The organism is Alteromonas lipotrueae (assembly GCF_019249215.1).
Lineage (GTDB): Bacteria > Pseudomonadota > Gammaproteobacteria > Enterobacterales > Alteromonadaceae > Alteromonas > Alteromonas lipotrueae.
On record NZ_JAESDI010000003.1, the window covers coordinates 193,942 to 215,555 of the forward strand.

Annotated in this window: 21 protein-coding genes; 8 read left to right on the forward strand and 13 right to left on the reverse strand. The window is 43.5% G+C overall.

Going from position 1 to position 21,614, the window contains the following annotated elements; all coding sequences use genetic code 11:
* Positions 1-7 precede the first annotated feature (7 nt).
* The gene (locus JKP82_RS04210; protein ID WP_159532227.1) at positions 8-1,024 is read left to right on the forward strand and encodes an NAD-dependent epimerase; all 1,017 of its coding nucleotides are present in this window, start codon (positions 8-10) and stop codon (positions 1,022-1,024) included.
* A 21-nt stretch (positions 1,025-1,045) separates the two neighbouring features.
* Here the strand turns inward: JKP82_RS04210 and JKP82_RS04215 are convergent, their stop codons facing one another.
* The 4 genes from JKP82_RS04215 to JKP82_RS04230 form a co-directional block, all read right to left on the reverse strand.
* Positions 1,046-1,927, reverse strand: coding sequence for a patatin-like phospholipase family protein (locus tag JKP82_RS04215; protein ID WP_201299272.1), 882 nt, complete (start codon positions 1,925-1,927; stop codon positions 1,046-1,048).
* 411 nt (positions 1,928-2,338) lie between these two features.
* Positions 2,339-4,525 carry a malate synthase G gene (locus tag JKP82_RS04220; RefSeq protein ID WP_159532225.1) on the reverse strand — a complete coding sequence of 729 codons (2,187 nt, stop codon included), beginning with the start codon at positions 4,523-4,525 and terminating at the stop codon, positions 2,339-2,341.
* Between the two features lie 154 nt (positions 4,526-4,679).
* Positions 4,680-5,624, reverse strand: coding sequence for a LysR family transcriptional regulator (locus JKP82_RS04225; protein WP_159532223.1), 945 nt, complete (start codon positions 5,622-5,624; stop codon positions 4,680-4,682).
* A 257-nt stretch (positions 5,625-5,881) separates the two neighbouring features.
* A complete protein-coding gene (locus tag JKP82_RS04230; RefSeq protein WP_159532221.1) occupies positions 5,882-7,477 on the reverse strand; it encodes an isocitrate lyase in 1,596 nt (531 codons plus the stop codon).
* A gap of 380 nt (positions 7,478-7,857) precedes the next feature.
* On the opposite strand from JKP82_RS04230, the gene JKP82_RS04235 reads away from it, so the two are divergent.
* From JKP82_RS04235 to glsB, 3 genes are all read left to right on the forward strand, one after another.
* On the forward strand, positions 7,858-8,811 hold the full coding sequence (locus JKP82_RS04235) for a chemotaxis protein CheV (protein ID WP_159532220.1): 954 nt from the start codon (positions 7,858-7,860) through the stop codon (positions 8,809-8,811).
* 245 nt (positions 8,812-9,056) lie between these two features.
* The gene (locus JKP82_RS04240; protein ID WP_159532219.1) at positions 9,057-10,517 is read left to right on the forward strand and encodes an alkaline phosphatase; all 1,461 of its coding nucleotides are present in this window, start codon (positions 9,057-9,059) and stop codon (positions 10,515-10,517) included.
* Between the two features lie 21 nt (positions 10,518-10,538).
* Positions 10,539-11,447: a glutaminase B gene (glsB, locus tag JKP82_RS04245; protein ID WP_159532218.1), complete on the forward strand. Its 909-nt coding sequence runs from the start codon at positions 10,539-10,541 to the stop codon at positions 11,445-11,447.
* Here glsB and JKP82_RS04250 read toward each other — a convergent pair.
* From JKP82_RS04250 to JKP82_RS04290, 9 genes are all read right to left on the reverse strand, one after another.
* The gene (locus tag JKP82_RS04250; RefSeq protein ID WP_159532217.1) at positions 11,441-12,139 is read right to left on the reverse strand and encodes a VC0807 family protein; all 699 of its coding nucleotides are present in this window, start codon (positions 12,137-12,139) and stop codon (positions 11,441-11,443) included. The genes glsB and JKP82_RS04250 overlap by 7 nt on opposite strands.
* Before the next feature lie 63 nt (positions 12,140-12,202).
* Entirely contained in the window at positions 12,203-12,742 is a 540-nt protein-coding gene (locus JKP82_RS04255; RefSeq protein ID WP_218395988.1) for a rhomboid family intramembrane serine protease, read from the reverse strand.
* Between the two features lie 93 nt (positions 12,743-12,835).
* Complete coding sequence (locus JKP82_RS04260) at positions 12,836-14,029, reverse strand: glutathionylspermidine synthase family protein (RefSeq protein WP_218395990.1); 1,194 nt, start codon at positions 14,027-14,029, stop codon at positions 12,836-12,838.
* A 3-nt stretch (positions 14,030-14,032) separates the two neighbouring features.
* The gene (locus JKP82_RS04265; protein WP_041452750.1) at positions 14,033-14,674 is read right to left on the reverse strand and encodes a DUF1190 family protein; all 642 of its coding nucleotides are present in this window, start codon (positions 14,672-14,674) and stop codon (positions 14,033-14,035) included.
* 48 nt (positions 14,675-14,722) lie between these two features.
* Positions 14,723-15,139 carry a DUF350 domain-containing protein gene (locus JKP82_RS04270; RefSeq protein ID WP_159532214.1) on the reverse strand — a complete coding sequence of 139 codons (417 nt, stop codon included), beginning with the start codon at positions 15,137-15,139 and terminating at the stop codon, positions 14,723-14,725.
* Positions 15,140-15,165: 26 nt separating this feature from the next.
* Entirely contained in the window at positions 15,166-15,810 is a 645-nt protein-coding gene (locus JKP82_RS04275) for a YjfK family protein (RefSeq protein WP_159532213.1), read from the reverse strand.
* A gap of 14 nt (positions 15,811-15,824) precedes the next feature.
* A complete protein-coding gene (locus JKP82_RS04280; protein ID WP_201299271.1) occupies positions 15,825-16,880 on the reverse strand; it encodes a potassium channel family protein in 1,056 nt (351 codons plus the stop codon).
* 103 nt (positions 16,881-16,983) lie between these two features.
* Positions 16,984-17,664: a PspA/IM30 family protein gene (locus JKP82_RS04285; protein ID WP_218395992.1), complete on the reverse strand. Its 681-nt coding sequence runs from the start codon at positions 17,662-17,664 to the stop codon at positions 16,984-16,986.
* Between the two features lie 23 nt (positions 17,665-17,687).
* Positions 17,688-18,077 carry a DUF2170 family protein gene (locus JKP82_RS04290; protein WP_159532211.1) on the reverse strand — a complete coding sequence of 130 codons (390 nt, stop codon included), beginning with the start codon at positions 18,075-18,077 and terminating at the stop codon, positions 17,688-17,690.
* 237 nt (positions 18,078-18,314) lie between these two features.
* Here JKP82_RS04290 and JKP82_RS04295 point away from each other — a divergent pair, with 237 nt between their 5' ends.
* The 4 genes from JKP82_RS04295 (at position 18,315) to yajC (ending at position 21,611) form a co-directional block, all read left to right on the forward strand.
* Positions 18,315-18,527 carry a DUF6471 domain-containing protein gene (locus JKP82_RS04295; RefSeq protein ID WP_232043593.1) on the forward strand — a complete coding sequence of 71 codons (213 nt, stop codon included), beginning with the start codon at positions 18,315-18,317 and terminating at the stop codon, positions 18,525-18,527.
* A gap of 377 nt (positions 18,528-18,904) precedes the next feature.
* Complete coding sequence (gene queA, locus JKP82_RS04300) at positions 18,905-19,969, forward strand: tRNA preQ1(34) S-adenosylmethionine ribosyltransferase-isomerase QueA (protein WP_159532210.1); 1,065 nt, start codon at positions 18,905-18,907, stop codon at positions 19,967-19,969.
* Between the two features lie 166 nt (positions 19,970-20,135).
* Positions 20,136-21,248, forward strand: coding sequence for a tRNA guanosine(34) transglycosylase Tgt (tgt, locus tag JKP82_RS04305; RefSeq protein WP_159532209.1), 1,113 nt, complete (start codon positions 20,136-20,138; stop codon positions 21,246-21,248).
* A 24-nt stretch (positions 21,249-21,272) separates the two neighbouring features.
* The gene (yajC, locus tag JKP82_RS04310; RefSeq protein ID WP_013783253.1) at positions 21,273-21,611 is read left to right on the forward strand and encodes a preprotein translocase subunit YajC; all 339 of its coding nucleotides are present in this window, start codon (positions 21,273-21,275) and stop codon (positions 21,609-21,611) included.
* Positions 21,612-21,614: the final 3 nt, after the last annotated feature.

Genomic DNA, 21,614 nt, shown 5'->3' on the forward strand with positions numbered 1-21,614 from the left:
GACTTTTATGAAAATTCTCGTTACCGGCGCTGCAGGCTTCATTGGTGCAGCCGTTTCTCAATATTTAATTAATCGCGGTGACGATGTTGTTGGGATTGACAACATTAACGATTATTACGATGTCGCGCTTAAACATGCAAGGCTTGAGCAAGTTCAAAATTCAGCGGCAGGCCAACGCTTTACGTTTATTAAGATGGGTGTTGAAGAACGCCCTGAAATGGCTGCCTTATTCGAAGATCAAAAGTTCGACAAGGTGGTGCACTTAGCGGCTCAAGCAGGGGTACGGTATTCAATTGAAAACCCTAATGCTTATGTAGACGCCAACTTAGTTGGCTTTATGAACATACTAGAGGGATGCCGCCATAACAAGGTCGGTCATTTGGTTTATGCATCATCAAGTTCTGTTTATGGTGCGAATGAAACAATGCCGTTCTCAGAACAGCATAATGTTGATCACCAAGTAAGCCTATATGCTGCCTCTAAGAAAGCGAACGAATTGATGGCGCACACGTACAGCCACCTCTATAATCTGCCTACCACTGGATTACGTTTCTTTACGGTTTATGGCCCTTGGGGGCGCCCTGATATGGCGCTATTTAAATTTACTAAAGCCATACTGGAAGGTAAAACCATTCAGGTATACAACTTCGGCAACCACAGACGAGACTTCACCTACATTGATGATATTGTTGAAGGGGTTATTCGCTCGCTTGATAACGTAGCCAAGCCAAATGAAAGTTGGGATGCAAGCGCCCCAGATCCTAGTTCTAGTAAAGCGCCTTACAAGGTTTATAACATTGGCGCACAAACACCCGTGCATTTGCTTAAATTTATCGAAACCTTAGAAGCCTCACTGGGTGTTGAAGCGAAAAAAGAGCTTTTACCATTACAACCTGGTGATGTTCCAGATACCTATGCGGATGTATCATCATTGGTTAATGACACAGGCTATAAACCGTCGACGTCTATCGATGTCGGTGTTAAGAACTTTGTAGATTGGTACAAAGACTTTTACAACATCTAAAAATCCAGACTAAAGCAATTCCTAGCCAGTAGATGCCACTTTGAATGATTGAAAAGCGGCGCACTTTTTGGGAAGAAATTCTTTAGTGGTTTCGTAACCAAGTTCAAATAGATGGTTCTTCATTTCAGCGGTTAACGCAAAGTCTACCGCTGAGATTTCCCCTGTGTTGATAACCACCGTGTTATGCCAATATTTAGCGTTAATATATTCTCTTGATATGGCAGTCATAAAGGTGCGTATCAACATCGATAGATACTGCGGTAGCAATAGCACACCTTTCTTTATTATCTTACGTTTTTGAATGGCACTTTGAAGTCGAAAGCACACTGTCGGCGTGCCATCATGTTGCCAATCCTCAAACAAGGCATCTTCAGATAATATTGCGCCGTCTACTAACAAGTGTTCTTTGAAAGGTTTAAATGAAAAGAGCAGAGGGATAGACATGGAATAACGTACGGCCTCTGAAACCTTCATGTCCGGCGTATTCTCTTTTCCAAATAATACAGGGCCGCCACCGTTTACATCTGTGGCTAATATAGTGAGTGCGATGGGAAGCTCGGCAAAAGTCATACCTTCAAGCTTATCATCGATCCAGCGTTCAAAATGATCTCCCGACGACAATCCGCCTTCTCGCAATAATCGCCACACAGAAAAAGCGGTAAATTGTTTAAAGTCGGTGGCTATTACTAACTCACGCATATCTTCAATACTATGACCTTTGGCGTACATCGCTGCAATGATTGAGCCTCCAGATACACCCACAAGGGTTTTGATTTCGACATTTAAGTCTTTGAGTGCTTTAAGTATGCCTATATGGGCACTAAGCCGAGTGCCTCCGCCAGACAAAATAGGCACGATGGAAGTGGGTATCTTAGCAACGGGTACCGATGAAGTTACCTGCATGTTTTTTAACTCCAGTGATTATAGTAAAAGCGTAGTAGAGTTAGCCGAGCCCGCCACTTTATTGGCGTGCTGGTAGAGGTACTAGTTAAATGCTTAAGCACTAATGTTGGCATTACTGTACGAGCAAGAAACGCGTGCCTAGAGTGTATTTGTAGCGGTAAAAGCGAGGTGATAAACGCCGGTAAAAATGTCTGTAACAAGTGGTTGAAAAAATAGCAGTGGAAAAGGCTAGAAAAAGAACCAAGACAATGACTGAAAGCGTTAATGAATGATGAGTTTTTCCAGGAGAGCACCAGCAAAAATGCCGAACTTATCTTATTATTAATACTCAGTAAGATAAGCTCGGCAAGGCGTTTTTACTGGCGTAGCCATAGAAATAACCACGCCGAATACACCATTTATTCACCCTGACTAATTTCGTGAGGCTAGTTTCGCTTTCATCTCGCGGCGTCTAGCGTGCAATAAAGGCTCGGTATAACCACTTGGCTGTTCTTTTCCTTTAAAGATAAGGTCGCTTGCGGCCAAGAAACCAACTGAGCTATCTAAATCAGGCATCATAGGAATATACTCTGCGTCGCCAGCATTTTGCTCATCCACTAACTTTGCCATACGGCGAAGTGATTCATCAACTTGCGCTGCACTTACAATGCCGTGCTCAAGCCAATTCGCAATGTGCTGTGATGAAATGCGTAGTGTGGCTCTGTCTTCCATTAGCCCAACATTATTAATGTCAGGCACTTTGGAGCAGCCTACACCTTGATGCACCCAACGAACCACATAACCTAATATTCCTTGCACATTATTGTCTATTTCGCGCTGTATCGTATCGGCTGATAGCGAATCTCTACTTTCTAGCAGTGGAATAGTTAGAATATCGTTAAGACCTGAGAAACCCTCGTCTAGTCCCTTCTGAATGTCGAAAACATTGACATCATGATAATGCAGAGCGTGCAAGGTGGCAGCGGTAGGTGAGGGTACCCATGCGGTATTCGCGCCCGACTTGGGATGTCCAATCTTGGCATCCATCATATTTTGCATTTCATCGGGAATAGGCCACATGCCCTTACCAATTTGAGCCTTACCTGAAAGGCCGCATCGAAGGCCGACGGCTACATTAGCGGTTTCATAGGCTTTAATCCACGCCATGGTTTTAAGGGTCGCTTTTTCGGCGAAAGCGCCCGCAAGCATAGACGTATGAATTTCATCGCCTGTTCTGTCTAAGAAGCCTGTATTAATAAATACAACGCGAGACTTCGCTGCATTGATGCAGGCGTCTAAATTAACACTGGTGCGGCGTTCTTCATCCATAATACCCATTTTCAACGTGTTTTTAGGTACATTGATGACGGTTTCTATTTTGGCGAATAGCGCATCAGAAAAGGCCACTTCTTCAGGGCCATGCATTTTGGGTTTAACAATATATATGCTGCCATGACGCGAGTTTTGGAATGGGCTGTTATTCAGCAAGTCATGCTTAGCGATGAGCGAAGTCACTAAACCGTCCATAATACCTTCTGGTACTGGCTCGCCATCGAATAGCATGGCGTCGTTTGTCATTAGATGACCTACGTTACGCACAAACATAAGGCTGCGGGCTGATAAAGATAATTGCTCTTGATTCGTTACATGTTTTGAAGGCGAGTACACTCTATCTTCATGCATAGCACGAACGATGTTTTTGCCACCTTTATTCATTTCAATGCTTAAAGCGCCTTTCATCAGCCCTAGCCAGTTGCTGTAAACCAAGGTTTTGTCTTCGGCATCAACAGCGGCAACGGAGTCTTCGCAATCCATAATGGTAGTGAGCGCAGCTTCAATTAACACATCTTTCACGCCAGCTGCGTCAGTTTTACCAATAGGGCTGGTGGCATCAATCTGAATTTCAAAATGCAGACCATTGTGAATAAACAACAATGCAGTAGGGGCTGAAATATCACCTTGATAACCTTGCCATTGCTCGGTGTTCGCAAGCGTGGTGATGTCGCCATCAGTTAAGGATATCGCTAATTTACCTGTTTCTATTTTATAACCGGTAACATCAGCGTGACTTCCTTTTGCAAGTGGAAGCATATTGTCTAAATAGGCTTTCGCTTTCGCTACCACTTTCTCGCCACGGACAGGGTTATAGGTTTTTCCGGGTTCAGCCCCATTGTCATTACTAATAACATCAGTGCCGTATAAAGCATCGTACAAACTACCCCAGCGCGCATTAACAGCATTCAATGCATAGCGGGCGTTGTTGATTGGTACAACTAATTGAGGGCCTGCCATGCTAGCAATTTCTGCATCCACGTTTGTGGTATCGGCTTGTACCTTTGTAGGCTGTTCTACTAGGTAGCCAATTTTTTTTAAGAAAGCAATGTATTGCTCACCGAAAGCGGGGTTTCCAGCCTTGTGATAGTCATCGATAGCGAGTTGGAGTTGCTCTCTTTTTTCTAGCAGGGCACGATTTTGAGGAACGAATTCTGAAAAGAGGGCTTCTGCACCTTGCCAAAATGCGTCTGGTTGAACACCAGTGCCTGGCATTGCCTGTTGGTTGATGAAATCATCGAGTTGCTCAGCAACCTGTAAACGGCCTCGTGTAATATAATTTTGCATAACTACCTCTATACATTTTCTGTAGCTCTAGTGTAGAGAGTATAGAGGCAGTTTTTTAATTTATGGTTCCTATCTTTGCCATTTTTTCAGTGAATGTTTGTGTGTATTTAGTATTCACATGTGAAATCTTAATGGCGTGAAGCAACATGGTGCTCTAGTGGTCACTCATTTCGTTGGCTACATCGCTAATTAAACGGCGTAACCAGATATGCCCTGCATCATGATGGAGTAGCGCACTCCACGCCATTTTTAACGCAATAGGGGGAATATCGAACGGTGGTTCTTTCACTACAACGCTTGGGTCGTCTTTGAATAACTTCGCCGCTTTGCTTGGTAAGGTGGCGATAAGCTTTTGCGTTTTAGCTATCTGTAATGCGGCGTGGTAATGACGTGTAAATACTCGAATAGCCCGTTGCTTGCCTATTTTAGTTAGCTCAGCGTCTACCCAACCTAGCTTCTGTACTTCTGTTGGGTCGATACCCACGCCAACACCAAAGCCGGTTTTACTCACCCAAATATGTTGAGCGCTTAAATAGCTGTCTAAGTCACACTTAGCAACAAGCGGATGATCTGAACTCATTACACAACTGAAGGTATCGTACCAAATCACTTTTTGATGAAACGACAGCGGCAGTTCTTCAAAGCGGTTAATGGCCATGTCAACCTTGCCTTGCTCTACATCGTGGAAGGTAACATCACTAGGGGTAATTAAATCTAATGTGATATTCGGCGCAAGGTCGGCTAACCGGCCTACTAACTCAAGCAGCAACGTACTTTCTGCATAGTCGCTGGTCATGATGCGAAAGGTGCGTTCGCTGGTTAGCGGATCAAAATCGGTTTCAGGCTGAATTGAGCTTTCAAGTCGGCTGAGTACATCACGAATGGTGGGTTGAAGTTCAAGTGCCCGTTTTGTTGGGGTCATTCCGTCGCTGGTGCGCACCAATAAAGGGTCTTTAAATAAGTCACGTAAACGCTTTAGCCCGTTGCTCATTGCAGGTTGCGTAATACTTAGCTGATTGGCCGCTTTTGTTACACTGCCTTCGCGCAGTAAAACATCTAAATATACCAGTAAATTTAAGTCGACCTTCGCTATATTCATTATTGTAATGCTCTTAATAAACTCAATTAGACAGGACTATTATAAAGCCTTTTTTATCTGCTGTCAGATACGCTTTTGGTCTTACTCTTAAAAAGCGTGAAAATCCCAAGTTGCTGAAAAATATGTTTAATTATTTTTTAGTGCTGGTAATGCCATTGTTTCTTGAATTTGGACATATGGCAAATTCAGATAAATTCGCTGAATAATAAAAAAAGGCACCCGAAGGTGCCTTTGAACAAAGTTGGGATACTTTGTGTTTAAACGTCGAACTGGTTCATGGTGTTATCATCACCTGATGCTTTAAGTGCACCTTCACCAGAGAAGTACTCTTTGTGGGTATCACCTAAATCTGAACCAGCCATTGCTTGGTGTTTAACACAAGCAAGGCCTTGGCGAATTTCTTGGCGCTGAACACCGCGAACATAAGCCAACATACCTTCTTCACCAAAGTACCCTTTAGCCAAGTTGTCGGTAGACAAGGCGGTAGTGTGATACGTAGGTAGTGTAATAAGGTGATGGAAAATACCCGCTTCACGAGCAGCGTCTGCTTGGAAACTCTTAATTTTTTCATCAGCAGTGGTCGCTAATTCAGTCGCATCGTACTCTTCGCTCATTAACTTAGCGCGGTCGTATGCAGAAACATCTTTCCCTTCTTCAGCCCAAGTATCAAATACTTGCTGACGGAAGTTCAGTGTCCAGTTGAAAGAAGGAGAGTTGTTATAAACCAGTTTTGCGTTTGGCACTTCCTTACGAATGGCGTTAACCATTTCAGCAATCTGACCAACATGAGGCTTTTCAGTTTCAATCCACAATAAGTCTGCGCCGTGTTTAAGCGATGTTACGCAATCTAGTACGACGCGATCGAAGCCAGAGTTGTCTTTAAAGCGGAATAAGCCATTAGGTAAGCGCTCAGGTTTCACTAATTGTCCACCTTGCTTCAATACAAGGTCGCCTTCAGATAAATCATCAGCACCGTTAACGGGGGTTGTTTTTAAGAATGCATTGTACTGAGCCGCAAGGTCGCTTTCAGAGGTTGATACCGGAATTTTCTGCGTTAGGCCAGCACCCAGTGAATCGGTACGAGCTACAATAACGCCGTCATCTACGCCAAGCTCTAAGAATGCATAACGAACGGCATTAATTTTAGCGAGGAAGTCTTCATGTGGAACCGTTACTTTTCCATCTTGGTGACCACACTGCTTTGCATCAGAAACTTGGTTTTCAATCTGAATACAACATGCTCCGGCCTCAATCATCTGCTTAGCTAATAAGTAGGTCGCTTCTTCGTTACCGAAGCCTGCGTCGATATCTGCAATGATAGGTACTACATGGGTTTCATAGTTATCAATTTGACTTTGAATAGCTGCCGTATCTCCGCCATTCGCTTTCGCGTCGTCTAGCTTGTGGAACAAGTCGCCTAATTCACGAGCGTCGGCTTGGCGCAAGAAAGTGTATAGCTCTTCGATTAGTGAAGAAACGGTAGTCTTTTCATGCATTGATTGATCTGGAAGTGGTCCGAATTCAGAGCGAAGCGCGGCTACCATCCAGCCTGAAAGGTATAAGTAGCTTTTATCGGTAGTACCTTGGTGTTTTTTCACTGCCAACATTTTCTGTTGACCTACAAAACCGTGCCAGCAACCTAAAGACTGAGTGTATTGCGCTGTGTCAGCATCATAATCTGCCATGTCTTTTCGCATGATTGCAGCGGTGTAACGCGCAATATCTAGTCCAGTCTTGAACCGGTTTTGAATCTTCATTCTAGCAGCGTACTCAGGGCTAATGCCTTCCCAAGCACCTTTTTGTGCTGCTTTTAACGTGGCGAAGTTATCAATATCTTGTTGATACTGCGACATGAGCGTATCTCCCTACTATAATTAGTTTCAATGTTGTTTTGAGATTTCGCATTGGTGCGTTCTCTTAAGCTTCCATTTAATCCTAGTGCGGCAGCTAAAATAATAAAAGTGTATATTTTGGATTGCCATCATTCATGTGGTGAATGCCGCGGGTGTTGGGAGTGGTTTCGTATCATGTATCAAAGCTCACCAATATTCGTAAGAACGTAATTTGTGAACTAACTTTTACCTTGGAGAACAAAAATTAGGCGGGTTATTAGCATAATTGATAATAGGTTTCTGAGTGCATGACGTGTAAATTCTTTTGACACTTAGCTGCATTTCAGTAAATGACAGCAGGCATTCCGAACAATTGATTTTGAGAATTAAAGTGAGTAACGATGAGTAACGGCGTCCTTTCCTCGGTTGACCAGCGCACTAAGTTAGTGGGTGAAAACAGGCTTGAATTGCTGATGTTTCAGTTGGGCTCTCGTCACATATTTGCTATGAATGTTTTCAAAATTAAAGAAGTCATTAATATTCCTAAATTCAATAGTATGCCTGGTTCTCACCAAAACCTAAAAGGCGTGATGAATTATCGAGGCAGTGCCATTCCCATCATAGATATACGCCAAGCCATTAAAATGCGCGGCGGTTCAATTGGTAGCGATGCCCACAATGTTATCATCACTGAGTATAATCGATCTGTTCAAGGCTTCATTATTGGTAAAGTTATGAACATCGTGAATACATCTTGGGATACTATTCAGCCACCGCCCAGTGGGATGGGGAAAACTAATTATCTTACTGCCATCACGCAAGTTGATGTGCAAGGTAAAAAAGAAATTGTTGAAATTATCGATGTGGAAAAGGTGCTAGCTGAAATCATTGATTATGACATCTCTATTTCTGACAAAGTGCTCGATAAAGAAATCGTTAATCATTTCAAGGACAAAAAAGTATTGATTGTTGATGATTCAAGCACGGCAAGAAAACAAGTTAGAGACACGTTAGAGCAATTAGGAATAACCATCATTGAGAGAAAAAATGGGGCTGAGGCTTTAGCCTTACTTCAACAGTGGGCGGATGCAGGTAAGCGCCCCAGCGATGAAATTCTAATGATGTTTACCGATGCTGAAATGCCAGAAATGGACGGGTATATGTTGACCTCCGAAGTTCGAAACGATCCTAGGATGCAAGATCTCTTTATTACGCTAAACACTTCTTTAAGTGGCAGTTTCAATGATGCCATGGTAGAAAAAGTAGGATGTGACCGGTTTATATCCAAATTCCAACCCGATATGCTTGTAGAAGTTGCTCAACAACGACTTCGAGACTTTCTCTCAGAAAACTAGCTACCTCTTATAATTATTCACCCTCGTGGCAGTGCTATTTCTCCTTAATACTTTGAGAAATGGGTAGGTCTGCCTTACACTAACGCCTTCAATAATAAGCATGTTCAACATTCTCGCCATCATCTGGTGAATATTTTGTGCAATGTGTGAAATGACACAATTCTTAAATGCGACCCATTTAGGATGAGGGTCGCCCGCGCCCACGTTTTTATATATGGCGCTTTTTCAGTTCTCAGGGAAGTTTCATGATTTATAGTAAACGCAAACTATTAACCACCTTAACGCTATGCGGTTCGCTTTCCGTAATGTCTGGGTGTGGCTCTACCTCAAATGAAAGTGCACAAAAGACGGATGCTCATAACTCAGCACCTAACAATATAATCATGGTGGTAGCTGATGGGATGGGGCCTGCTTTCACTACGGCTTACCGTAATTATGTTGATGATAAAAATACCCCTGAGGTTGATGCGGTAATATTCGATGATATTTTGATGGGGAATGCATCTACTTATCCAGCACAAGTTTCTGGTTTTGTAACTGATTCAGCTGCCGCAGCTACCGCATTAGCGTCTGGTGTGAAATCTTATAACGGTGCTATTGGTGTTGATGTAGATAAGCAACCTGTTAAATCAGTCATGTATTACGCGAAATTGAAAGGTATGCGAACAGGCCTAGCGGTCACCTCACAAATTGTTCACGCTACCCCAGCGGCTTATATTGCTCACAACGAAAGTCGCCAGAACTACAATGCTATCGCTGATGACTTTTTTGATGTTCGCGTAAATGGTGAGCTTGTCGCCGATGTGATGTTAGGTGGTGGTACTGATTTTTTTGAGCGGGAAGATCGTAACATTATTGGTGAATTTATTGATGCCGGTTATGAATATACCGACACTTACAACCGTTTAGCGACAGTGCCAAAAGGCAGCAACGTACTGGGTTTATTTGCACCTGTAGCCCTACCTGCCATGCTAGACGACAGCCGCGATAATCGCCTTAAATACCTAACAGAACATGCTATTAAGCACTTAGAAAACGACAACGGGTATTTCTTACTGGTTGAAGCCAGCCAAGTAGACTGGGCGGGGCATGCCAATGATATCGCGTCGGCGATGGCTGAAATGCAAGACCTCGCCTACACCATAGAATTCTTAAAGACCTACGTGCAAGCGCACCCAGATACCTTGGTTATTCTAACGGCCGATCATAGTACTGGCGGTTTAACGATAGGTGCTCGAGGTGACTATAGCTGGAGCCCCGAGTATTTACATAACCTGAAAGCGTCACTGAGTACCATAGCGAAAGATATGGTTGAACAGGATAATCCAGGTGACTATGTTGCAACGACTTTTGGTTTTGATGTTACCGATGAAGAAATTGCTACTTTCGACAGCATTGCACAGCAAGATGTGAAAGCGCGATTTAACGCCTTAAAAGTATTTTTAGACAATAAAACTAACACAGGTTGGACAACATCGGGACATACTGGTGTCGATGTAGAGGTATTTTCGTTCGGTGCTGGTCATCATGTGTTCATGGGTCAAATTGATAATACAGATATCGCTAAGAAAATTTTTAACTTTATTGATAAGCGCGACATGCCTGCCCAAGGTATTTCAACGAACGTCGAATTGATAAAAGCAAGTGATAAAAACGACGCGACCAACACGAGCTGTGACTTTAAAGATAATTGGCGTTGTAACTAAAAGTATAGGAACACTGCGCTAATGCTTGAATTGTTAGAAGCCATTTTTGATGAAGTGAAACCTATGCTAGGGGAGGGGGAAGTCGCAGACTATATTCCTGCGCTAGCCAGTGTCGATCCTCATCAATTTGGCATTGCCATATGTGATATTGAAGGGCGTATTACGTCAATTGGTGATGCCGATGTGCCTTTTTCTATTCAAAGCATATCCAAAGTTTTCAACTTAGTGCTGGCTATGAATCACTATGGCGAAGGTATGTGGGAACGAGTAGGCTGTGAACCTTCAGGTCTGCCATTTAATTCGCTAGTACAGTTGGAATACGAAGACGGTATACCAAGGAACCCGTTTATTAATGCGGGGGCATTAGTGGTTAGTGACATGACACAGTCTCGTTTCGCCTCGCCTCATATCGGTATGCGAGATTTTGTTAGGCGCCTATCCTGCAACGATAATATTTTTGCTAATAAAGCGGTTGCTGACTCTGAATTTGATCACCGTGCTAGAAATGCAGCGATGGCATATTTAATGAAAGCCTACAACAACTTCGAAAATGAAGTTGAGGATGTATTGTATAGCTACTTTAACAACTGTGCCCTGGAAATGAGTTGTGTTGATTTAGCGCGAGCCACAAACTTTTTAGCAAATAGAGGCTATTCTAATTGTGCCGACGAACAGGTACTAAGCCCAGACCAAAATCGTCAAGTGAATGCATTGTTAGCCACAAGTGGTATGTACGACGAGGCGGGTAGCTTTGCCTTTAAGGTTGGTTTGCCGGGAAAAAGCGGGGTTGGTGGGGGAGTTATTGCCGTGGTGCCGGGACGCTTTTCTATATGTGTTTTTTCTCCCGCGCTAAACGCGGTAGGGAACTCTCATTTAGGTGTAGCTGCGCTTACTTCATTGAGCAAGCGCATTAATTGGTCGGTTTACTGATTAATAAAATCATCGAGCTCTTCGCCAGTTATCTTCTTAATCTGGCTGAATAAATACCATAGTGCGGTAATAAGCAATATCATGCTAGGAATAACAATGACTGGGTAGCTCAATGCAGTCATTCGTCCTAATTCCTCGGTGTACGCCGTGGTGCCAGGGGCGCTTACCAATATCACTTTTGCCAGAATATAGTTTAACGCAGAAGATAGAAAGAATGAGCTTGCTACAATATAAGAACTTACTGCGACTTTGCGTTTAAACAATGCTTGTTTATTTTGTTCATCGAGTACGCGATTTAAGTGTGGCCAGTTTATAATTTGGTCGTTTAAGATCAGCATTTTGACCAGCGGCTTTTCAGTAAATTGTGTTATTAATACTGCCAAACCAATGGCTGCAGGGATCGCGGCCTCTTTAATGGCAATATACTCGGCAGGCAGTTTTAGCAAACTAAAGCCGCCAGTTAGTAATACGCTGATAATCCCTAAAACTGAAAATCCGTTAACTTTGCCTGATGCTTTTAAATCCCAAAGTCCATAACCTATGGGAAAAGCCAGCGCGGCGACGATACTCCATTCTGGGCCTAAATAATCTTCAGAGCTTGCATAGCTCATTAACACCACGGGTATAATAATATTGAAAGCAAGGTTGCCGAAAAAACCCTGATTTTTTTGCTGCGATTGTACTTCTGCCATAACGCTTTTGTCTTTCTCTTAATAGCCGCACTGTTTAATTAACTGCAATTATACGGCATCCATTCATCGTGCCCAGTGCCAAGCGGCAAATAACCCACCTAAAAAGCCAAATAGATGATATTCAAATGAAATAAACCTAGAGGTTGGCAATATACCTACCAGCATTCCGCCGTAAACGATGGCAACAATAATAGAAATCAGCAGGTATTTAACTTTTTTACTTTTAAAGCCAGCTAAAACTAAGAAGCCGAAGTAGCCGTAAACCATACCACTTGCGCCAATATGCATAGCACTACGACCAAAAATCCACACCCCCAGTCCGCCAATAATCAATGCACTTGCGGTGGCGATGAGAAAGGTGCGCTTTCCCCACTGCATAGAAAGCCACATAAACAATAACAGGGGGATAAAGTTAGCCATTAAATGCGACGGCGTACCGTGTAAAAAAGGGGCTATGAAGATATAGGGCAAATGGGACAAGGAGCGGGGATAGACACCAAACTGATTTAAGCTATTTCCCGTTATAAGGTTCACTATCTCAATGACAATGAGAAATGCGCCTAGGGTAAGTAACACGCGAAGTTGAAAAGACAGTGGCTTCATAAACAGTATTCTATTCCTTCGTTATAACACTTTGCCTAGCGCGTTAGTTTTATTGGCTGCTAAGCTCATCAAGCGGCAGACGCTAGGGCTTGATTACAAGATGATATGGGGTAAATATCGAGACAAGTCTTGCGTAATCGCATTGCTGTCTTCACGCACCGAAATGCCTGCTGGCATGTCATCTACCAACCAGCTACCAATGAGTGTATGGTTTCCATCAAACACAGGAAGGGGGTGAAAAGCTTGTACAATGAACCCTTCTTCTCCATACGGACCTGGGCTTAATTCCGATTCCTTTCCATTTTCAATTAATGAAATATTCGCGCCTTCTCTTGAAAATAATGGCTTTTTGACCCACTTGCCGCCGTGCATGGCATTATGAGGGGCTTTATGATGGATGTTATGAGGGATATCGTCGGCGAAATAGGCAGGTAGTAAATTAGGGTGGCCTTTAAATTTCTGCCATAACAAAGGCAGTAATGCTTTGTTTGAAATAATAGACTTCCACGCAGGTTCTAACCAATTTACCTTTGCATCAGCGAGTGAGTCACCAAACTCTTCGCGCAGGATAAACTCCCAAGGATATAGCTTGAAACAATCGGTAATGGGGGCATCAGCAAGGTCGGTAAATACGCCAGTATCTGCCAAACCAATGTCTTCAATAAAAACGAAATCGCTTTGAATACCAGCTTCTCTTGCGCAGTCTTGAAGGTATTGCACCGTACCGCGGTCTTCTTCGGTATCTTTGCAGCAAGAGAAGTGCATTTGATTTAATTGATAATGCTGGGCTATTTCACCGAAGCGAAACACCAGCTTTTCCTGCAAGCTATTAAACTGATCAGCATTTCGCGCCAGTACACCCGCATTCACTTGTTGTTCTAACCATAGCCATTGCCAAAAACCTGATTCGTACAAGCTGGTGGGCGTATCTGCATTGTTTTCAAGCAGTTTTGCGGGGCCTTTGCCGGAATAAACTAAATCTAAGCGGGAATACAAACTAGGATCGCGGTTGCGCCAACTGTCTTTAACTAATCCCCAGTGGGCTTTGGGAATAGAAAAGCGGGTGAGTAACTGCTCACTATTAACCACATCGTCAACTACAGCTAAGCACATCTGATGAAGCTCGGCGGTGGGGTCTTCAATGTCTTTTTCAATCTGGGCGAGCGTAAATTGATAGTAGGCGCGCTCATCCCAATAGGGTTCGCCATACATGGTATGAAAGTGAAACCCAAATTCGCCGGCCAGTTGCTGCCAACCCTTGCGTGGCTGGCATGGCATTCTAAACATGGCTTATCCGCCCCAACTGCCTTTGCGTGAGCTACTTCCCCACGATGATTTTGCCCTAACACTACTACCGAAACCGCCGCGCTTCATTGTGCGGTTTACCGTAGGTTTGGGTTTCAGTGTATCTGAGCCCACTTTGTAATTGCGCTTGCGAATATCACCGCTAAACACATTTCCATCAGCCGTAACCCAACGAGAGCGATATGAAGAGTAGGGTGAATACGAGGTATAGAGAGGCTGTGAGTAATAGCGATTTGGCGATAACAACTGACTTACCATGAAGCCGGCCATAAAGGGCATAAATACACTACCAGAATTGGTATTCACCGTGCGACATTGGTTGGCACCAAATTCGTATTCACAATCGTATTCGCTATTAAAGCGAGGGCTGGTACGCATCGCTTCTTCTGTCGCGGTTTTGTAAGCCGCATCACAGCGTTCAACTGCATCGGGGAAGTCTCGCTTACAGTCTTCCAGTGAAGTGTAGATTTGCGCGTCTTGTTTCTCTTCACCACAAGCACTAAGGAAAACACTGGCAATACCAATAGCTAGAGGCTTTAACGCGTAGCTTTTGCGCATACGAGAAAGGTTAATACCTGAGCTACGTTTTCGGCTGGTGGCAGAACCACTTGACTGATTATCTGTCATAGCATCTTGTGCTGCGTGTGATTTATTAGAGTTTGTCATGGGTCCCCCTTAATAGGTCATGCATGCCGCATTTAATAAACCCACTGCAATAGACATACTGGCTAGCATCACGCCTGCAGAAACTTCATTTTCGTTAATACGCTGAGCAATTTTAGGCATAAAGGTAAAACGTAATAACGCAAAGGCTAGTGATTGCGCGACAATAGCGACAACAGCCCAAATAATGAAATCGACAATCGCAACTGAGTGAGTCGCTGCGCTAGCAAGTGCAATAGCAAAACCAACAATCGCGCCGCCAAAGCCAATTGCAGCTGCTACATTTTTCTCTTCTTTAACTAGTTTCCACTCATCGTGTGGGGTCACTAGTGCATACACAAGTTTGAAGACGAATAAGAAAACAATTGATAGGCCGAAATACAGCGCAAAGTTATCTAATCCTGTCAATGAATCCATAATAGTGTCCATAGAACGTCCTTACCTTTATATGTCGATTAACCGTTTATCGTAATGTCTGCGGGCTCTACGTCAAACCCCGTGGAAATAACTAAGCAGCGGTCAAAATTGCTACCCACTACCTTTTCTTCGCCCGCAACCAGTAATGACTCCACTCTATCATTTTCTATCTCTCGTTCGTAGAGCATCATAAACTGATCGGTGGTGCTGATATCTTCATCTTCTTCGTAGGTGGTTTCTGTCACTGCTACGGGCGGTGATTCTGCCCCTACGGCCTCCCAGACTCGCTTAAATACTTTGCCGTCAAGAGTATAAGTAGGTTGGCTAATCAGGGTATTTACACACGATTTCCATTGCTGTTCACTGCCAATGGTTTCAGTGCTATAAAAATGCCAAAGCTTAACATCAGTAATGTGATTTTCACTAAGCCCACCATCAAGCACCACTTGCAAAAAGCCATCATCGTCTGTGTAAAAGCGCAGCAAAGTACCGCCGGTATCAAGTGGCGCTTCGCCAACGGCTTGAATCAGTTGTGAACGTGCAGCGCCTTCTATAGTAAGCGATGGCTCGAGTAACGACAGCTTTAAATTATCTAGCTCGAATGAACCACCTAGATACAAGCCCATCACTTCAGGCGCTTTGGGTTTTTCTGGCGCTTTTTTCTTAAATAATTTACTAAACACAATACACTCCTGTGCTATTCGGCGTCTAACGATGGCCAATTGATGGCATTAATGCGCCTGTCGGCAATGTAAAATAAGGTGTCGCCTGGTGCTAGGGTTGATTCTAACGGCGGATTCACCACCATGTCTTTCACTTGACCGTGTGGGGCATAACCAATAAATATGGCATCGTGTCGGCGCTTTAAGTTCATAAATAATTTGGCAACTGAAATAGATGGGCTGTCGTTGGGAATTTTCACGGAGAATTGCGCTTGCCCTTCACCAATGCTTAATAAGTCATGGTGCAGCATACTCGAACCTGGGTCGAATGCCGCTTTCGCCAGCATTTCAACAGCGACACTAGGTGTACATTCCACTTTTGGGCAGTGTTCTTGTAGCAAGCCCACTAGGCTATCATCATTGAAATAAGCAACTTGATGGGCTTGCGGATTTCGTTTCGAACAATATAGCGCAGTGGTCATAGTGACATCGTCTTGTGGATTATCGATCAGAATTGTTTGAGCCGCGTTAATACATGCTCGGTCCATATCGTCATCTTTGTTAAACGAGTCTACTTTTACGAATTCGATAATACCTGGCATGGGGTTGGTGATATCTGCTTTTACACACAGAACAATGTCGGGCCGCTCAGTCATGGCCTCGCGTTCTTGCAATAACAAATTTAACAACAACATAGTGCGTTGCTCATTCCATCCAATCACCAAAATATGTTTACTAACATTTAGGCTTGTCATGCCCATTACCCCTTTTTTCCATTGTTCAGATACCCAGGCCGCAATTCGTCCAATCACCATGGCAAAAATACTTAGTCCTAAGGGAATAACGTAAAATGCTACAATGAGCTTGCCGGCGGAGGTCGTGGGCGATAAATCGCCATAACCCACCGTCGATGCGGTAACGGCTAACCAGTAGATAAAATCGGCTTGTGCAATTAATGCATTTTCGTTGGCGGCATAGAGTAGCCAATAACTACTCACACCATAGAAGGCGGTGGCGCCTAGAATCGTGTACCAACGAGATTCGGCGAAATACTGCAACATGATTTTGCGCAGTTTTGTCCATTGCGACATAGCGAGAAACAACCTTTGTTTGTCTTTCTTTAACTGTGCCTTTAAGCGGGGAATATGTCTATAAAAGACGAAGCGGGAGCCTAAGCCCCCGTTGAATATTACTTTATTTGCCTAAAATGCGAGCAAGTTCATCATCGGCAGAGGTTTTGCCCCCTTTTATACCGGCTTCAGAAAGGCGCTTTTCTAGATCGCTGCTCGACTCTTCAGTAGCCAGTTCTTCGGCCGCCTGAAGCTCAGCGTTGCGCATCTTCTGCTTATCTTGAATGCGTGAAAGCGATTCCGTTGCAGTTTTCATTTTGCTGTTCGCGCCCATGTGGCGAGATGAAACAGCAACTTGCGCTTTTTGTACACTTTCAGTGGCTTTCACCATATCGACTTGCTGCTCTAAGCGACGTAAGTTCGCTTTGGCTTGCTGGATATTCTGTGCTAATTGTTTTTCTGATTGTTGGAACTGATCAAGATACGCCTGTTCTTGCGCTTGCTCTTCTTTCAATTCAGATACTTTGTGAGCACAATCAAGGGCCAACTGACGATCGTTATCAATCGCTTTGCGCGCGTGCGCTTCGTATTCAGCAATGGATGAGTTAAAGCTATCTACTTTTTGCTGAGACAACTTACATTTCGCTAAAATCTGCGTTCTTGCATGATCAGATTTACGTAATTCTTCTTTAGCTTCTCTAATTTCCTGCTCCAGAATACGGATAGCTTGGCTATCTACTACCGACTGTGCCGCTTCGTTGGCACCACCCTTTACTGCAGTAACTAATTTTTTCCAAACTGACATTCGCTTCTCCTTCGAAGTAAATATTAAATAAGGTGTGTTTCGTAGGCATCTAAAAATGATGCAACGTTCTGAAACAGTGTTTCTACTTCAATCACAATACTTTCTGATTTCGATTGTGCACTAAGCGCACCAAAGGCAACGTAGTATTCTTCATCGCCAACAGTCGAAATGCCGACCGTGGTTAATGGGAACAACATATGGGTAGATAAAATCTCGTGATCTAAAGCCGCTTTGTCTTTAACTTCTGATGAAGCAAATAATAAGGTTTCCACTAAGATTTGCTCGCCGCTAATAGCCAGCCACGCGTCTATACCGTCTTGATTCGCAATGAGTAAACAATTTTCCTCACGCGTCACCACAAAGTCATCGTGCCCTTTAAACAAAGTTTCGATGCTTTCTAGATCCCAACTCATACAGTTCTCCTTTTCGATTGAAGCGATAATGTCGAGTGCCACTGTAACCACAATTTACGCACTCGCCAATATTCTTGACTTGCAGTGTAGACGTATTATGCCATAATCGTCAATAACGAATACGCTTTTAATGTGTAAAAAAGTGTGTTTTTGTAAAATATACGTCACAAGTGGGGTGTTTAATTGAGTGCTAAAAATGCATGGCGACAAACCGTAGCGCGACTCGTTAAGTCTGAAATGTCTGTGCGCGGAGTGAAATATCAAGCGCTCAGTCAGCGTTTAGCCGACATTGGTGTGGAGCAAAGCGCTGATAATTTAAGAAACAAAGTGAATAAGGGCATTATGGGCGCAGATTTGTTAGTACAAATATTATACGTCCTTAAAGCGCGAGCAGTAGATGCGGCGTTAATCGAAGAAATCTTAACTGATCTTGACGATACAAACAGGTAAAATGCTTTATCGCAAAAAGATATGAAGTGAAAAATTCGCTTAGGGAGTCGATAGTAATCGACGAGCGAAAAAAAACCCGACAAGTGTCGGGTCTAAGATAAGGAATGTTAAGGGAGAACATCATCACTATCTGGGTGTATCTTAACCGTTTAAGGTTTTTGCTTCTATTGTTGTTTGATATTTAACCGTATTGAGTTCTATAAGTAGGTATAACAAATTATACATGGCTACTTTAGGCTAATAAAAATAATAGGTTGGATGAGTTTTTGAAATTTCATTTTGCTTAAAATCACTAAAGTATATGAAACTTAAACCTACTTAATATTCAACTTTTGTCTTAATTCTTTCGTTTAATTTTGGCGTCTTTAAATAGTAATATGAAATTATCAGATTATCGCTTCACACTTCCAGAACACCTTATTGCCAAGTACCCAACTGAAAATAGAACGGCAAGCCGTTTACTTCAGTTAAACGGTAAGTCTGGCACGGTTACCCACTCTATGTTTAACGACATGTTGTCGTTAGTAGAAAAAGGTGACTTACTGGTATTTAATAACACGCGGGTTATTCCTGCACGCTTATTAGGCAAGAAAGAAACCGGTGGGCAAGTTGAAGTGCTTATTGAACGTATTTTAACCGAGCACACAGCGCTTGCACATGTTCGAGCCAGTAAAGCACCAAAGCCTGGTACCCGTTTGTTGCTAGAAGAGCATGTAAATATCACGGTTGAAGGGCGTGATGATGCCTTGTTTTTACTGCGCTTCGACCATGAAGAGACGGCGCTTTCTTTGTTAGAGCAATTTGGCCATATGCCATTGCCTCCTTATATTGACCGCCCGGATGAATCTACCGACAAAGAGCGCTATCAAACGGTTTACAATCAAACGCCTGGAGCAGTTGCGGCGCCAACGGCGGGCTTACACTTTGATGACAATATGCTAGCGGCGTTAAAAGCAAAAGGCGTTAATTTGGCCTTTGTTACTCTGCATGTTGGTGCGGGTACTTTTCAACCTGTAAGGGTGGAAAATATTGAAGAGCATAAAATGCATGCTGAGTATGCCGAGGTACCCCAAGAGGTGGTAGATGCTGTATTGGCGACTAAAGCCCAAGGTAAGCGGGTGATTGCGGTAGGGACGACGTCGGTACGTTCATTAGAATCTGCGGCAAAAGCTAGTGCAGTGCAGTCAATAGAAAATAATACGGGTGAAAGGCCTGTGATTACGCCGTTTTACTCCGATACTGAAATTTTTATCTATCCGGGTTTTACCTTCAAAGTGGTCGATGCCATGTTCACTAATTTTCATTTGCCTGAATCGACGCTTATGATGCTCATAAGTGCTTTTGCTGGCAGAGAAAATGTAATGAATGCTTATCAAGATGCTATCGAGAACGAGTATCGATTCTTCAGTTACGGCGACAGTATGTTTATCGAAAAAGCCTAATTGAAAGCGATATTTTAGGGAATAAGGCAGGGGATGACCGTCCTATTTCCTTCTCTCAACGATAAACATGCGTATTGGGCATGATCTCAGAAGAATAACTGGTATAATCGCCCACAATTTCGTTTGACCCAGCGCCAGAGCGCGCACCTGATTGGGAACGCTTTACATGCAATTTGAGTTGTTGAAAACCGATGGTAAAGCCAGACGCGGACGTCTGGTTTTTGATCGTGGTGTGGTAGAAACCCCAGCATTTATGCCGGTGGGAACCTACGGCACAGTAAAAGGGATGACCCCTGAAGAATTAGAAGACAGTGGTGCACATATTTGCCTTGGCAATACATTCCACTTGATGTTGCGTCCAGGTACGGGCGTTATCCGCCAGCATGGCGACCTGCATGACTTTATGCATTGGGACAAGCCAATCCTTACCGATTCAGGTGGTTTCCAAGTATTTAGCTTAGGTGATTTACGTAAAATTACCGAAGAAGGGGTAACCTTCCGCTCGCCAATTAATGGTGAGAAGATTTTACTTACGCCAGAAAAGTCGATGGAAGTGCAACGTGACCTAGGCTCTGACATCGTGATGATTTTCGATGAGTGCACGCCTTATCCTGCCACTGAGCAAGAAGCACGAGTATCCATGGAAATGTCTCTGCGCTGGGCGAAGCGAAGTAAGGAATCTCATGGCGACAGCCCTGCCGCGTTGTTTGGTATCATTCAAGGCGGCATGTACGAAGGCTTGCGTGATGTATCTTTAGCTGGGCTTGAAGCCATAGGCTTCGACGGTTATGCCATTGGCGGTTTATCGGTTGGAGAGCCTAAAGAAGATATGATCCGTATTATCGACCATACGGCGCCGCAAATTCCAGAAGACAAGCCTCGCTATTTAATGGGGGTAGGTAAGCCAGAAGATATCGTAGAAGCGGTACGCCGTGGAATCGATATGTTCGATTGTGTTATGCCAACCCGTAATGCTAGAAATGGTCACTTGTTTGTAACCGATGGCGTAGTAAAAATTCGTAACGCGAAACATCGTAACGATACGTCGCCTCTTGATGAAAATTGTGACTGTTACACTTGTAAAAACTATTCTCGCTCTTATCTACATCATTTAGATAAGTGTAATGAGATTTTGGGTGCGCGTTTAAACACCATCCACAACCTTCGTTACTACCAACGTGTTATGCAAGGCCTTCGCGATGCTATTGAAGCAGATTCGTTGGACGATTTCGTACACACTTTTTATGAACAAAAAAATATGCCGGTTCCGGCACTATAACAACGAAAATAATTGGGGAATTTTATGAGCCTATTTATCTCAAGCGCACACGCGCAAGCTTCTGGTGGCGCTGCACAAGGCGGTGGCATGGAAATGATCATCATGTTGGCCGTATTCGGTTTAATATTTTACTTCCTACTTTATCGCCCACAAGCGAAGCGTGTAAAAGAGCATAAAAACTTAGTTACCTCACTGGGTAAAGGCGACGAAGTGCTAACGCAAGGTGGCATTGTTGGTCGTATTACTAAAGTGTCTGACGACAAAGATTTCATTGAAATTTCTCTTAACGACACGAACAACATCGTTGTGCAGAAGTCGTCTGTAACAGCTGTGTTGCCAAAAGGCACGATGAAGTCGCTGTAATTG

Bases quoted from the DNA above. Each gene is read 5' to 3' on its own strand.
- JKP82_RS04210 (WP_159532227.1), top strand. From the start codon at position 8: ATGAAAATTCTCGTTACCGGCGCTGCAGGCTTCATTGGTGCAGCCGTT.
- JKP82_RS04215 (WP_201299272.1), bottom strand. From the start codon at position 1,927: ATGCAGGTAACTTCATCGGTACCCGTTGCTAAGATACCCACTTCCATC.
- JKP82_RS04220 (WP_159532225.1), bottom strand. From the start codon at position 4,525: ATGCAAAATTATATTACACGAGGCCGTTTACAGGTTGCTGAGCAACTC.
- JKP82_RS04225 (WP_159532223.1), bottom strand. From the start codon at position 5,624: ATGAATATAGCGAAGGTCGACTTAAATTTACTGGTATATTTAGATGTT.
- JKP82_RS04230 (WP_159532221.1), bottom strand. From the start codon at position 7,477: ATGTCGCAGTATCAACAAGATATTGATAACTTCGCCACGTTAAAAGCA.
- JKP82_RS04235 (WP_159532220.1), top strand. From the start codon at position 7,858: ATGAGTAACGGCGTCCTTTCCTCGGTTGACCAGCGCACTAAGTTAGTG.
- JKP82_RS04240 (WP_159532219.1), top strand. From the start codon at position 9,057: ATGATTTATAGTAAACGCAAACTATTAACCACCTTAACGCTATGCGGT.
- glsB (WP_159532218.1), top strand. From the start codon at position 10,539: ATGCTTGAATTGTTAGAAGCCATTTTTGATGAAGTGAAACCTATGCTA.
- JKP82_RS04250 (WP_159532217.1), bottom strand. From the start codon at position 12,139: ATGGCAGAAGTACAATCGCAGCAAAAAAATCAGGGTTTTTTCGGCAAC.
- JKP82_RS04255 (WP_218395988.1), bottom strand. From the start codon at position 12,742: ATGAAGCCACTGTCTTTTCAACTTCGCGTGTTACTTACCCTAGGCGCA.
- JKP82_RS04260 (WP_218395990.1), bottom strand. From the start codon at position 14,029: ATGTTTAGAATGCCATGCCAGCCACGCAAGGGTTGGCAGCAACTGGCC.
- JKP82_RS04265 (WP_041452750.1), bottom strand. From the start codon at position 14,674: ATGACAGATAATCAGTCAAGTGGTTCTGCCACCAGCCGAAAACGTAGC.
- JKP82_RS04270 (WP_159532214.1), bottom strand. From the start codon at position 15,139: ATGGACACTATTATGGATTCATTGACAGGATTAGATAACTTTGCGCTG.
- JKP82_RS04280 (WP_201299271.1), bottom strand. From the start codon at position 16,880: ATGTCGCAATGGACAAAACTGCGCAAAATCATGTTGCAGTATTTCGCC.
- JKP82_RS04285 (WP_218395992.1), bottom strand. From the start codon at position 17,664: ATGTCAGTTTGGAAAAAATTAGTTACTGCAGTAAAGGGTGGTGCCAAC.
- JKP82_RS04290 (WP_159532211.1), bottom strand. From the start codon at position 18,077: ATGAGTTGGGATCTAGAAAGCATCGAAACTTTGTTTAAAGGGCACGAT.
- JKP82_RS04295 (WP_232043593.1), top strand. From the start codon at position 18,315: ATGTCTGTGCGCGGAGTGAAATATCAAGCGCTCAGTCAGCGTTTAGCC.
- queA (WP_159532210.1), top strand. From the start codon at position 18,905: ATGAAATTATCAGATTATCGCTTCACACTTCCAGAACACCTTATTGCC.
- tgt (WP_159532209.1), top strand. From the start codon at position 20,136: ATGCAATTTGAGTTGTTGAAAACCGATGGTAAAGCCAGACGCGGACGT.
- yajC (WP_013783253.1), top strand. From the start codon at position 21,273: ATGAGCCTATTTATCTCAAGCGCACACGCGCAAGCTTCTGGTGGCGCT.